Source organism: Heyndrickxia sp. FW510-T9, assembly GCF_058781025.1.
On sequence record NZ_JBYSWK010000027.1, the window covers coordinates 44,189 to 56,317 of the forward strand.

Genomic DNA, 12,129 nt, shown 5'->3' on the forward strand with positions numbered 1-12,129 from the left:
CAAAAAAATTGCCTAATTGACAGTTTTCAATTCAATACTAATAATTCAATTAACCCTTCTTTCCTTTCCACGAGTCTTTCAACGGAACAATCCTATTAAAGATGAATTTTTTATCCGGTGCATTCTTATCCACACTAAAATAACCATGGCGGATAAATTGAAATTTCTCTTCCGCTTGTGTTTCTTTTATAGAAGGTTCAATGATACAGTTCTTCAACATCGCTTTGGAATTCGGATTGATTTTTTCCTCCCATGTTTTTTCGTTGTCCTTTACAATCTCTTCGTTTTCAAATAATTTTTCAAACAAATAAACATCCGCGGTTATCCCGTGTAATGCGGAAACCCAATGAATGGTTCCCTTCACCTTTCTGCCCGTAAAACCTGTACCGCTCTTTGTCAGTGGGTCATACGTGCATCGCAGTTCTATTACTTCACCAGCTTCATCTTTTATAACCTCATTACACTTAATAAAATATGCACCTTTTAAGCGTACCTCTGAGTGTAAGGATAATCGTTTGAAACCTTTAACTGGAACCTCCATAAAATCTTCTTTTTCAATATAAATTTCCTTAGAAAAAGGTACCTCTCTGCTTCCTAATTCAGCATTTTCCGTATTGTTTTCAATAGATAAGTTTTCTGTTTTTGCATCCTCATAATTAGTAATCGTAACCTTTAAAGGATTCAAAACCGCCATAACCGTTTTAACCTTTGGTTTTAAATCGTTACGCAAGGATTGTTCAAGCATGGCAAAATCAATAGCGCTTTTGTGTTTAACAAAACCCATTTCATGGACGAAATTTCGTATGCTTTCCGGTGTAAATCCTCTTCTCCTCAGTCCCCGAAGCGTCGGTAATCTTGGGTCGTCCCAGCCATCTACATAATGACCCGCTACTAATTCCCGCAAATATCGTTTACTTGTTACAACACCTGTTAAATTAACCCTGCCAAATTCCCTTTGTTTAGGTGGTTCCTTTATTTCTAATTCATTTAAAACCCACTCGTAAAGAGGTCGATGGTCTTTGAACTCTATAGAACATAGAGAGTGAGTCACTCCTTCTATTGCATCTTGTATCGGATGTGCAAAATCGTACATCGGATATATACACCATTCATTACCTGTTCGATAATGAGAGGCGTGTATGATCCTATAAAGAACAGGATCCCTTAGATTCATATTTGGAGATTCCATATCTATTTTGGCACGTAAAATCATGGCACCGTTTGGAAATTCACCGTTTTTCATTTTCATAAATAAATCAAAGTTTTCCTCAATCGATCGATTCCTGTAAGGACTATTCCTTCCTGGTTCCGTTAAAGTTCCTCGATATTCTGACATATCCTCGGGTGATAACTCACAAACATATACTTTCCCCTTGTTAATTAATTTGATAGCTGCATTAAAAATTTCATTTGCATAATCAGAACCGTAAAATATTCGTTGTCCGGGGGAATAGCCTAGCCAATTAATGTCTTCAATAATTGCCTCTACATACTCACTGTCTTCTTTTAATGGGTTTGTATCATCAAAACGAAGATTAAATTTTCCATAATACTTTTGAGCCATCATATAGTTCATATGAATGGCATATGCATTGCCAATATGAAGATATCCATTTGGCTCGGGAGGAAATCTAGTACAAATCTCTCTTTCAAAGCCCTGAGTTTTTATATCCTCTTCCATCAGTCTATCAATATAATTATTGAAAAATAACCCATTTTCTTCACCCATTTTTGAATCCTCCTTCATCAGTTAGTTGTAATTTCTTAAACGGACCGAAATCTTTACTGAATGGACCGAAGTTCTCTCCAAACAGACCGAGTTTTGCTCTAAACGGACCGAAATTAGCATAGAATAGCCCGATTTAGTACTAAAGAACTATCTTCCTAACACAATCAGTTTCAAAAACGAAAAAAATCCCACCCCCAAGACCAATAAAAGTCTTGGGGGCGAGATTTGTATCGCGGTGCCACCCCAGTTTATTAATATGTCGCCATATTAACCTCTTCAAGTACGGTATTGCAAGAATACTTATACCCTAGCTCTATAACAGGAGCTCCCGTCACACTATCCCATGAATCGTTCCAATGTGATGCTCAGAGGCTTGGTTCGATAAATCAATCTTACTCCTTTTCAGCAACCGGAGCTCTCTGCAAAGAATGGATTTTATCTACTCTTCTCTTCATCGCAAATATCCAAAATAAATTTTTCCTATAATATCAATTTAGATGACCTTAGTAAAGGAAAATATTCGAGAGCTGGCCGAAGAAGGATTAATACTAAAGGATACAGAATATCAATTTAGATAGAGAATTTTATAGGGGGAATATAAATGTTGTGGAGTATGATTATTCCGATATTATTAATTCTTGGATTTTTTTTGTTTATGATTTTAAGAAAAAGCAATAAATCCGGAGTAAAATTTATGTTACTTGGCATAAGCATTATTCTAGTTGGCGGAATTATTGTTGTTGATGATAGTTCGAATCTCGGAGGATTTGAATACCTACTTGTCCTTATTGGGCTGATGTTATCTATTTTGGGGTTTGCAAAAAGCAATTAATTTCTTACACTTGGGAGGGATAAACCTTGAACAAATACGGCAATGATTTATTTAAGGGGGCGGCATCCTATTATTCAAAGTACAGACCGATATATCCTTCTTCTCTAATTAGATGTTTAGTCGATAAATTTTCTTTAACTGGAGAGCAGCAGATGCTTGATTTAGGCTGTGGTACAGGCCATCTTCCCCTAAGACTTTCCGATTGGTGTAAAAAAATAGTTGGAATCGACCGGGAATCGGAAATGATAGAGGAAGCAAAGCGTATCCATCAGGAGATAAGAATAGGGAATATTCATTGGTATACCGGAACCTTAGAACAATACAAACAAGAGCACAATGAGAAATTTCATCTTGTAACTATAGCTAAAGCATTCCATTGGATGGATCGTTCACAAATATTAGAAGAATTATTTGAAATGGTTACCGTTGGTGGCGGGGTTGCTATTATAGATAACTATGAACCTGATAAAAAGCTAGAACAATGGCAAGTGAGACTAAATGAGGTAATTGAAAAATGGTATGGACAAGTTAGAAGAGCCGGAAGTGGCTCCTATACACATCCTACAATGAGCCATGAAGATGTGATATCTAATTCAAACTTTAACTTGGAAATTCACCATTTACCTACATATGAAATAACATGGACAATCGATTCCATACTTGGAAACCTTTATTCCACCTCTTATGGCTTAAAGCGATTTCTCGTCGATAACATTTTGCCATTTGAAAGGGAACTTAGCGAGGCATTACTTGATCTGAATGAAACTGGTGAATTTAAAGAAAGATTGAACTTGTCGGTGAAGCTTGGTATTAAATAAACTTACTATAAACTAGATGTAGTTAAAATTGATTGTACCTAGTTCTTGTTCTCTAAAAAGGGACTAAGGAACATATAATAGAGCTTTTATCAACTTCATTTGTATTTGAAAATTATGAATTAAAACAACGTATAATCTATTAAATTAAAGGATGTTCAAGAAAAAAGGTGGGATAATCTTGTTGAAAATTCTGCGTTATGTATTATCAATAGCAGGCTTCTTTTTTGCTGCTTATGGGCTAATCACGAAAAATTTCGAGTTTAATAATATTATGATATTACTCTTAGGCCTAACAATGTTGATTATGGGATTAGAAGAATTTCAAAAAAAGCGAAAAGTAAAAGGCTGGCTATTTATTCTTGTTTTTTTATTTTCATCATTTGTATCAATTCAAGGATTTCTATTACGCTAAATTGTGCATTAGTATAGAAGTATAGAGGAAACCCTAAAAAATGAGGTTTCCCTTAATTTCAACGAAATATCACTATGAAAATTTTACAGAGCTATTTAATAAGAAGAAGGCTGTTGAATTAAACAGCCCTTACTTAATCGAACTTCTACTTTACTAATTTTCTTAGTTTGTTCCACTAATTTATTTTTCCTTTTTATAAAAACGTTCCCCAGTTTCTTCGTTATAAAACACTCTTGTTTTCTCTCCCGATACAGGGTCGATATTGACTTCTTCAGTCGCTTTGAAGCCAGGAGGAACCTTCTCTCCGTGATTACGTTTAAATCGTTTATCATAAATAAAGTATCCAAGGAAAATACAAAGGATAACTGCAACTAACTCTAAAATATAGAAACCTATTACGAATTTCATTATTCCTTCTCCGCCACAACTGCTGTTCCATAAGCAACAATTTCACTCATGTTTTTGCCAATTTCGCCGGAATCAAATCGCATCATTACAATCGCATTGGCACCCATTTTATTGGCATTGATAATCATTCGGTCTAAAGCTTCTTTCCGTGAATCCTCAAGCATCGATGTATATTGTTTAATTTCTCCACCTACGAGTGATTTCAGACCGGCCATGATATCCCCGCCAAGTCCTCTGCTTCTTACAATTAGTCCAAAAACAGGTCCTTTAACTTCCACGATTTTGTAACCTTCGATATTTTCTGTTGTTACTACCATCATATTTATCACCTCCATTTTCTTTTATACGGCTTTTATTTTTACTAATTTGTATCTTAAACTACCATTATTACTATTGTCTATACTCCCCAAATTATAACTTAACCGTTTTCGCAATCAATCTCCGAAGATCATGCATTCGATTGGGAGTGTCCACGGTGGATTTATTTAGCATATCGCAAAGGGCAACAAGGTCTTCGAGTTTAGAAATCAGTTTCCAATTTCCGTGAAGAACCGCTCCCTGCTCCTGATAAGCCCGAATAAAATGTTCCTCAAATATTGACCCTTCCTCTTCATACCGCAACATGTTAGCGATATCAGCGTACCGACTCCAGGAAAATGCATACTCCCAATCAAGAACTGCTGACACAGAACACCTACTTGCATCGTGTTCCATAAGGATATTTAATCCGTTGAAATCTGAATGAACGAGGACAGGCGTTTCCCTAGTATCTGCTAATAATGGGCTATGTGTTTGACAAAAAGTCCATACTGCTTGTGAAAGCTCCTTACCTAGCCATTTGCCGCATTCGTTATGGAAGAGACTTTGCTCAATAAATGAGAGAAGATTCTCTTTGGTCATGCTGAATGGATCGGCAATCTGAAGATCTCTACCGAAAAAACCTGAATTAGGGAACTTATAACTATGAATATTTGCGAGAGTTCTTCCAACTGATTCCCCAGCTGAAACGATATCGTTTAAAGTTCCATTACGAAGCACATCACGTAATAGGAGTCCTTCTTTCCACTCCAAAACAGCCCAGGGTTTATCAAAAGTTTTGCAGCTAGTATCCACATATATGAAGTTGGCAACAGGTACGGACTCCCTTACGAGTTGTGAAATGGCACACTCTTTTTCAGCAACATCTCCATCCCCCCTGAAGAAACGAATCACATATGGCCTGGAGCTACCTTCTAGATAGATTTTGTAGTTAGAATTGCTAAATCCAATCCCTATTCGTTCAGCAGCTATAACCTTTTTACCTGGAATGGCGGGTTGAATTATTTCATTCATTTCCCTTAGGTCAATCGAAAAAGGCATTGCCGTTCGTTCCCAACCTTCTTTCATGGTATCCAACTCCTAATTTTTTATTAAGGTAAAAATCATTTTTTACAGTTGTATAGCTTTCGTCTATTTATATTTAGGATATTGAATCTTATAATCCAATCTTTTTCTTTAATTCATCCTTCTCTGTTCATTTTCGGCTTAACTCTATCGCGCATCTTTCCCATTGGTTTTTGCATAAGACCAGGCTATTATGAACTCCTTTATCGATTGATAGCGATTTGCCCTATCATTACTTACCGCTTTCTTTGCTACCTCGAATAAATCCTTGTCTACATTCCATTTTTGAAACGTTTTTTCTACTGCATCCCCCAACAAGGCAAAGGCTGTCGCACCCATTAAAAAAACATTGGTAATCTCATCGATAACAGCGCCTTTTTCAAATTCTTCCGGAGACATAAATCTCGATGATCCCCACATTCTTCCCATAGAATTGATGTAAGGCATTTTCGAATAAAAATCAATATCACAAATAATGATCTTTTTGTTAGTAAAATCGTACATGATGCTTCCCTCATAGAAATCTATAGCAACAAATTGATGAAATGAAAGAATTTCTTCAAAGATATGTATTCTGTCCTCGACTGGTAATTCAAAAAACTCATTTCTAGAATCATATTGTTTGCCCATACATTTAGCATCTGTCCACTCAAAGATGGTTGCATAACCATTTCCTATAGTTTCACCCTTGATAAAGGAGACCAAATTTTTATGCCTTAATTCCTCATATATCATACAGGCAGCTTTCAGCCCGGAAACGGCATTCTCCGTAGTTCCTTTATATCGAACTGGTTTAGCACCCGCAAATTTTACGAATAATTTTTTGTTTTGAGTCTGTACCCCAAAACAAATGCATCCCGTTCTTGTTTATCAAACACCTGAAACACTTTTCCGTACCTCTATAAAAAGGACATATCAAATGGTTCTTGCAGTTCATAATGGATACCGTCTATATATTGTACAACCACTCGTTCACCTCATATTCTAAAATTCTAATTAGCTCCAACATCAATTATATCTGAAATATCAGAATTCAAATTAGAAATATCTCCTAATCCATAAAAGAAAAGGTCATTTTAGTCATAGATTGCTATTTAACCCGCTTATAAAAGACATGTTGAAAGGGTTATTACTGAAGGTTGTCCTTTTGAACGCAAGTAATCGACATTTAAACAAGGAACCTGCCTGAACTTCTCCTTTTGTTCACTAATAAAGGACATAGTTGTTGGATCTAAAGGCGCAGCTATCCAAATTATAGGACCATTAGAACATCTTGTTTATTTTTTCATTGAGTTTTGTCCTTCATTCCCGTTATGAAGGACACCTTGTTCATCTTTTCATTTAGTTTTGTCCTTCATCTGCCTTATGAAGGACATCTTGTTGATCTTTTCATTTAGTTTTGTCCTTCACTTCCTTTATGAAGGACACCAGAAATTCAGATCCTATAATTCCCCAATAGAAATAAAAAAGCCAACGAAATGTCGGCCAAGTCTTCAAATTGTCTAAATCATCCATCCTTTTTTCATCATAAAGAATGGCCTGCCTCCTTGCTTCACCTTTGCTGGAATAGGAAAAAGTTTTTTATTTTTCTTTCTTCTCCAAACTATGAATACGGCCAAAATCAAAAAGATTAAAAGAATAATAAGAAGGACTATTATGAGCAACATGCCATTTCTAATCCCCCTTTCCTTGCATTAACTTTTTATAAGTAAAGCACTACTTTAAAAGCTCACGAGCTCTGCTAAAAACAGCTATCAATGTTTACCACTATTATGTTTATGCTCCAGACCATGTTTCGGTTTGGGCCCGTGATTAAGTTTAGGCCCATGTTTAGACTATGTTACAGCAGATTTATGATTATGCTCTTCTTTCTTTTTAAACGAGCGCTACCGATGTATCCTTATAAAGGATAATACATTTCATATTGCGATAAATCATTTCTTTTAAACCCTAAAGCTTTTACAAAGCCCTCTAACTCGTGGTTATTCGGAAAAGTTAATGACATACTCTTTAATTCCAGGTCCTTCTTTGCTTGATTTAATAGCGCTAGGCCAATACTGTTCCCTCTTTGCTTTTTATCAACCATTAAAAAGCTAATCCTGCCTGCTTTGTTGACGCTTAAACAACCCACCATTTCATGCTCGATAAACGCACCATAAAAATGATATTTCTCTGCTAATCGAACAAAATCCACATCATTTTGCCAATTAATATGATAATCCCATTTTACGCTAGCATTCTCATAATCACTGAAACTTATATTTTTCAGGCTCACATTATCCAGTTTTTTATTTTCCGGCAATAGAGTTAGGTCAGACAAGGAGAAAATAGCAAGATTATAGATCTTTTCATAACCAAGTTTTTTATAAAAACTAATCGCTCTATCATTACCGACAATTACTTCTAAAAACATCTGCTTACAATCATTAGCGATCGCTTCTTCCTTATGCAATTCAAAAAGCTTCTGACTTACACCTTCTCCTCTAAAATTAGGACTTACCGCTAATGTGCCACACCTTATCGTTTTAATGCCTTCATAATTTTTAATCCCACCAAGAATAACGCCAATTGGTTCACCGGCATAAGTAGCGATAAATGAATGCTCTAAGCTATTTCCTTCGGGTCCAAAGAAGTTTTTGATAAATACTTCCTTTGATATTTCCATCTTAATAATGTAATCGGAAAAGCCTATAGAGAATGCGTTATAAATTTGATCGATATCCACTTCTGTACATCTTTGATATTTCAGTAACTCTTTTTCTACACTAATGCTCATTGTAATTCCTCCTGATTATTGGTTAGTTGTTTTGTACATATTATTTAAGGAATACCTTGATTTAACAATCAAAGCCGTTACTACTATGATTACTATCGTACTGCCGTGGAAGAGCCATACTAAGTGCGGCATCGTCAGTGTATTGATTAGGCAAGAAGTTACAACAAATCCTAGTGTAAATCCTAATTGACTTAAAAGATTGGAAACACCGAAAATTCTGCCTCTTATTGAATTATCCGTCATTTGTACGATTGTTGCAAAGAAGGAACCTAGGCTTGCATCAAACATTCCCGTAAAAAAGGCGAATAAAAGAATAACCCAAAACACATTATTAGATAGCAATAAAATAAACCCTAACGATGCCAATAAGGAAGAGCCAAGATAGCAGTTTAGTAAATTTAGCTTAAACCATTTAATTTTTGGTATCATCCACGTGGCAAGAATTCCTCCCAATCCCCAGCAGCCCCAAATAAGACCTTGATAAAAAGTGATTTCATGTGGATTTAACATTTTTGCTAATAAAGGAATTCCTACATTTTGAGAACTTGCAGCAAACGTTTGGAAAATAAAAATAGTAAATATTATAAGGAGAACCGGATTTAGAAGCAAATGATTCTTTACTTGTTTAATATCCTGACTCCAGTTTTTTAAAGAATTACCTTTTGCTCGCTGATAATCCTTATTCCACTTAGAGTTGAATAGTACTGCTGCTGATAAAAAGAACGAAATAGCGTCAATAAAAATGATCAATCGATAATTCAGAATTGTAGATAACCATGCTGCCAGCATAAACCCAACGACCATACTTATGGAACTTAATCTAGAAATAAGCGCATTAATGTCTAAGATTTTCTGTTCTCCGTATATCTGTGGAATCTCCGCACTAAAGCTAACACTGAAAAAACTACTGAAAAAACCTAGAAGAAAGGAAACACTAAGAAACATAATTGGTGTTGGAAATAAGATAAGTAATAGTACAAACATCCCTCTAGAAATATCACTCATGATCATTAACATACGTCGGTTATACCGATCTGCAAGAATGCCAGAAGATAAACTAGAAAAAATCCCCCCGCACACACGCGCCGCTAAAACAGCTGTTAACCATAAAGTACTTTTGGTCAAGGACAGGACCATTGCATTGATCACTACTAATTCCATCATATTTCCCATATCCGAAAAAGCTTTGGTGTATAAAAAATAGGATCTTATCTTCATATTTTTGAATCCCCTTATTCAAATTTAGGTTTATTGGACCTCTATTTTATAAAAACTGACTGTATAGTTTTTATTTTAAATGGTAATTTGTATTTGTCAATAAAATTCTCAATATTGATACAACAAAAAAAAGCCACCTTTAATGGTAGCTCTCATCATTTTTTTGCAACTAAAATATACTGCAAAATCATTTCCTCTGCATTCAAAAAATGATCTTTATAATTGTATTCTTTTCCTACAACTGTATAATGCAAACAAATCCCATCTATAATAGCCCAAAATAAACTTGCAACAATTTCAATTTGGATGTTCTTTTTGAATTCACCATTGTCTTGGCCTTCTTGAATAATTTGGACCAAGAAAGCTTGAAACTGGTTTCTATAACGGTCTTTCATAATATTTTTTAAATGTTCCTGTCTAGAGGAATTAATCCAAAACTCCATGTGTACTCGGATAAAATTGCTCCACTCTTCTGTATGCTCCGCTTCCCGATATACACGAAGCAGTTCCATCAACTTCTGCTCTGCTGTTTCAAATTTCTCAAACCGTTGTTGTAGTACACGAAAAGTGTTGTATGTTCGTTGGTCCATCAATGTAATATAAAGGTCTTCCTTACTTTTAAAATAAGTATAAACCATACCTTTACTAACGCCCGATTTCGATCCAATATCATCTATTGTAGTTAATTCATAACCTTTTTCTCCAAATAAAATTAAAGCACTCTCCATAATGATTTGCCTTTTCTTCTCTTTATAATCCTCTGAAACCTTTGGCATACCTTCATCTCCTTGCTCATTTTATCATCCGTGTCACATCACATAGCGGGTGCCTGACACTAAGGTGTCAGGCACCGCTTGCGAAGCACCCCATACGGCACTAATCTAATGATATTCTATCATAACTGTAAAAAATTTTTATCCAGTATACAATCATAACTGTTACTTTTATTATTAATGATTCTTTATATGTTTTTCTTCAAGCCGTTTCTCTAGCTTGTTTATAAATTCTTTATCCTGTTCCATCATCTGTTTATTTTGATTAATTAATTCATTTAAATTAAAGGATTTATTAGTGTGTAGTTTTCTTAGTCTCGTTTTCATACTTACTCCAATCTGTCCCATCATTTTTATTTTTCAAATACTCTAAGACGCTTAAGTGCCTTATGCGAACGGAAAAAAGACCAAATCAGCAAAAGATTTGGCTCAATAATGAAAAAACTTGTTTACAAGGAGACATGGGTTTGATCAAAATTTAATTTTGCCAACAACTTCATTGTTTAACTTTTTTATCACCTGTACAAATAGGTTAACGGTGTTTTCAAAATCATCATAATGTAAAATGGAGGCATGACTGTGTATATATCTAGTAGCAATCGTAATGGCTAATGATGGCGCACCAATTCCTGAGGTATGAGTAGCTCCAGCATCTGTTCCTCCGAATGCTAATGCTTCAAATTGATAAGGAATATGAAACTCCTCTGCCACATCCACGACAAAATTTCGTAAATCCGGGTGAGAAACTAAAGAGCTATCGTATAAGACAATCTGTGGCCCTAAACCTATTTTTGATCGAGATTCATTACTAGATATTCCCGGAGTATCTCCAGCAATCCCTACATCAATAGCAAATGTAATATCAGGCTTAATCAAATTGGCCATTGTTTTAGCACCACGTAAACCTACTTCTTCTTGCGTGGCGCCTACGCCGTAGAGTGTACAATCCAATGACTCATCCTTTAAGCGTTTCATCACTTCTATGACAATTGCACATCCAATTCTATTGTCCCAAGCCTTTGCCATCATGAGTTTTGGATTTTTCATTACCGTAAATGGACAAATGACTCCTACTACATTACCTGGCCTAACTCCAAATGATTCTGCCTCTTCTTTACTTTCTGCCCCAATATCTATAAACATATCTTTCATTTGAACTACATTTTTTCTATCTTCATTCTTTAAAATATGAGGTGGCTTTGAACCGATTACACCTTCAATGACCTCTCCAGTAGAAGTAAAAACCTCCACTCTTTGAGCAAGTAGTACATGCTCCCACCAACCACCAAGACCGATAAATTTCAGGAATCCATTTTCTGTAATATCAGTAACTAAAAATCCCACTTCATCTAAATGAGAAGTTAGCATAACCTTCGGACCATTTGCTGTACCTTTTTTAATAGCTGCTATACCACCAAGATTGTCGTATTTCAATTCATCACAATTTGGCTCCAGATATTTTTTCATTACCTCTTTTACAGGTTTCTCATTCCCTACTACCCCTGTTGTTTCTGTTAACTCTTTAAACATTTTAAACATTTGATCCATGATAATTCCTCCCATCAGGACTATACATGCAGTTCCCGCAAATCCTAATATTCAGTAATTTTAGAACATGAAAAGATTCATACGTAATGTTTATACTGTTTCATTTTCTTATTTTAAAATTACATTGGATTATTATTTTTTAAAAAAACTGACTGTATGGTTTTTATTTTAATTATTTATTCTCATTTGTCAATTTTTAATTTCAATTCAATATTTTTAGTATGTTTATTTG

General features: G+C 35.1%; 14 protein-coding genes and 1 other annotated feature. Of the genes, 3 read left to right on the plus strand and 11 right to left on the minus strand.

Annotated features, from left to right (window positions below):
• Nucleotides 1-49: 49 nt before the first annotated feature.
• On the minus strand, nt 50-1,729 hold the full coding sequence (locus tag AC3WJF_RS14320) for a glutamine--tRNA ligase/YqeY domain fusion protein (protein ID WP_492453293.1): 1,680 nt from the start codon (nt 1,727-1,729) through the stop codon (nt 50-52).
• A 211-nt stretch (nt 1,730-1,940) separates the two neighbouring features.
• Nucleotides 1,941-2,193, minus strand: a binding site (T-box leader).
• Between the two features lie 137 nt (nt 2,194-2,330).
• Here AC3WJF_RS14320 and AC3WJF_RS14325 point away from each other — a divergent pair.
• The 3 genes from AC3WJF_RS14325 (at nt 2,331) to AC3WJF_RS14335 (ending at nt 3,791) form a co-directional block, all read left to right on the plus strand.
• Nucleotides 2,331-2,561 (plus strand): hypothetical protein, encoded by a 231-nt coding sequence (locus tag AC3WJF_RS14325; protein ID WP_492453295.1) that lies wholly within the window; start codon nt 2,331-2,333, stop codon nt 2,559-2,561.
• A 26-nt stretch (nt 2,562-2,587) separates the two neighbouring features.
• The gene (locus AC3WJF_RS14330; protein WP_492453297.1) at nt 2,588-3,379 is read left to right on the plus strand and encodes a class I SAM-dependent methyltransferase; all 792 of its coding nucleotides are present in this window, start codon (nt 2,588-2,590) and stop codon (nt 3,377-3,379) included.
• 178 nt (nt 3,380-3,557) lie between these two features.
• Nucleotides 3,558-3,791: a YczI family protein gene (locus AC3WJF_RS14335; RefSeq protein ID WP_492453299.1), complete on the plus strand. Its 234-nt coding sequence runs from the start codon at nt 3,558-3,560 to the stop codon at nt 3,789-3,791.
• Between the two features lie 180 nt (nt 3,792-3,971).
• Here the strand turns inward: AC3WJF_RS14335 and AC3WJF_RS14340 are convergent, their stop codons facing one another.
• The 10 genes from AC3WJF_RS14340 to AC3WJF_RS14385 form a co-directional block, all read right to left on the minus strand.
• Nucleotides 3,972-4,199: a hypothetical protein gene (locus AC3WJF_RS14340; RefSeq protein WP_492453301.1), complete on the minus strand. Its 228-nt coding sequence runs from the start codon at nt 4,197-4,199 to the stop codon at nt 3,972-3,974.
• Nucleotides 4,199-4,519: a YbjQ family protein gene (locus AC3WJF_RS14345; protein ID WP_492453303.1), complete on the minus strand. Its 321-nt coding sequence runs from the start codon at nt 4,517-4,519 to the stop codon at nt 4,199-4,201. Before AC3WJF_RS14345 ends, AC3WJF_RS14340 begins: the two co-directional genes overlap by 1 nt.
• Before the next feature lie 91 nt (nt 4,520-4,610).
• Nucleotides 4,611-5,585 carry a phosphotransferase family protein gene (locus tag AC3WJF_RS14350; RefSeq protein ID WP_492453305.1) on the minus strand — a complete coding sequence of 325 codons (975 nt, stop codon included), beginning with the start codon at nt 5,583-5,585 and terminating at the stop codon, nt 4,611-4,613.
• Nucleotides 5,586-5,729: 144 nt separating this feature from the next.
• A complete protein-coding gene (locus AC3WJF_RS14355) occupies nt 5,730-6,317 on the minus strand; it encodes a hypothetical protein (RefSeq protein WP_492453307.1) in 588 nt (195 codons plus the stop codon).
• A gap of 767 nt (nt 6,318-7,084) precedes the next feature.
• The gene (locus AC3WJF_RS14360) at nt 7,085-7,249 is read right to left on the minus strand and encodes a hypothetical protein (RefSeq protein ID WP_492453308.1); all 165 of its coding nucleotides are present in this window, start codon (nt 7,247-7,249) and stop codon (nt 7,085-7,087) included.
• Nucleotides 7,250-7,482: 233 nt separating this feature from the next.
• On the minus strand, nt 7,483-8,358 hold the full coding sequence (locus tag AC3WJF_RS14365; RefSeq protein WP_492453310.1) for a GNAT family N-acetyltransferase: 876 nt from the start codon (nt 8,356-8,358) through the stop codon (nt 7,483-7,485).
• Nucleotides 8,359-8,373: 15 nt separating this feature from the next.
• On the minus strand, nt 8,374-9,576 hold the full coding sequence (locus AC3WJF_RS14370) for an MFS transporter (protein ID WP_492453312.1): 1,203 nt from the start codon (nt 9,574-9,576) through the stop codon (nt 8,374-8,376).
• A gap of 155 nt (nt 9,577-9,731) precedes the next feature.
• Nucleotides 9,732-10,352 (minus strand): TetR/AcrR family transcriptional regulator, encoded by a 621-nt coding sequence (locus AC3WJF_RS14375; protein WP_492453314.1) that lies wholly within the window; start codon nt 10,350-10,352, stop codon nt 9,732-9,734.
• A gap of 174 nt (nt 10,353-10,526) precedes the next feature.
• Entirely contained in the window at nt 10,527-10,676 is a 150-nt protein-coding gene (locus tag AC3WJF_RS14380) for an FbpB family small basic protein (protein ID WP_492453316.1), read from the minus strand.
• A gap of 144 nt (nt 10,677-10,820) precedes the next feature.
• Nucleotides 10,821-11,897 carry a M42 family metallopeptidase gene (locus tag AC3WJF_RS14385; RefSeq protein ID WP_492453318.1) on the minus strand — a complete coding sequence of 359 codons (1,077 nt, stop codon included), beginning with the start codon at nt 11,895-11,897 and terminating at the stop codon, nt 10,821-10,823.
• Nucleotides 11,898-12,129: the final 232 nt, after the last annotated feature.

Bases quoted from the DNA above. Each gene is read 5' to 3' on its own strand.
- AC3WJF_RS14360 (WP_492453308.1), bottom strand. From the start codon at position 7,249: ATGTTGCTCATAATAGTCCTTCTTATTATTCTTTTAATCTTTTTGATT.
- AC3WJF_RS14355 (WP_492453307.1), bottom strand. From the start codon at position 6,317: ATGATATATGAGGAATTAAGGCATAAAAATTTGGTCTCCTTTATCAAG.
- AC3WJF_RS14365 (WP_492453310.1), bottom strand. From the start codon at position 8,358: ATGAGCATTAGTGTAGAAAAAGAGTTACTGAAATATCAAAGATGTACA.
- AC3WJF_RS14325 (WP_492453295.1), top strand. From the start codon at position 2,331: ATGTTGTGGAGTATGATTATTCCGATATTATTAATTCTTGGATTTTTT.
- AC3WJF_RS14340 (WP_492453301.1), bottom strand. From the start codon at position 4,199: ATGAAATTCGTAATAGGTTTCTATATTTTAGAGTTAGTTGCAGTTATC.
- AC3WJF_RS14370 (WP_492453312.1), bottom strand. From the start codon at position 9,576: ATGAAGATAAGATCCTATTTTTTATACACCAAAGCTTTTTCGGATATG.
- AC3WJF_RS14375 (WP_492453314.1), bottom strand. From the start codon at position 10,352: ATGCCAAAGGTTTCAGAGGATTATAAAGAGAAGAAAAGGCAAATCATT.
- AC3WJF_RS14350 (WP_492453305.1), bottom strand. From the start codon at position 5,585: ATGAAAGAAGGTTGGGAACGAACGGCAATGCCTTTTTCGATTGACCTA.
- AC3WJF_RS14385 (WP_492453318.1), bottom strand. From the start codon at position 11,897: ATGGATCAAATGTTTAAAATGTTTAAAGAGTTAACAGAAACAACAGGG.
- AC3WJF_RS14320 (WP_492453293.1), bottom strand. From the start codon at position 1,729: ATGGGTGAAGAAAATGGGTTATTTTTCAATAATTATATTGATAGACTG.
- AC3WJF_RS14380 (WP_492453316.1), bottom strand. From the start codon at position 10,676: ATGAAAACGAGACTAAGAAAACTACACACTAATAAATCCTTTAATTTA.
- AC3WJF_RS14345 (WP_492453303.1), bottom strand. From the start codon at position 4,519: ATGATGGTAGTAACAACAGAAAATATCGAAGGTTACAAAATCGTGGAA.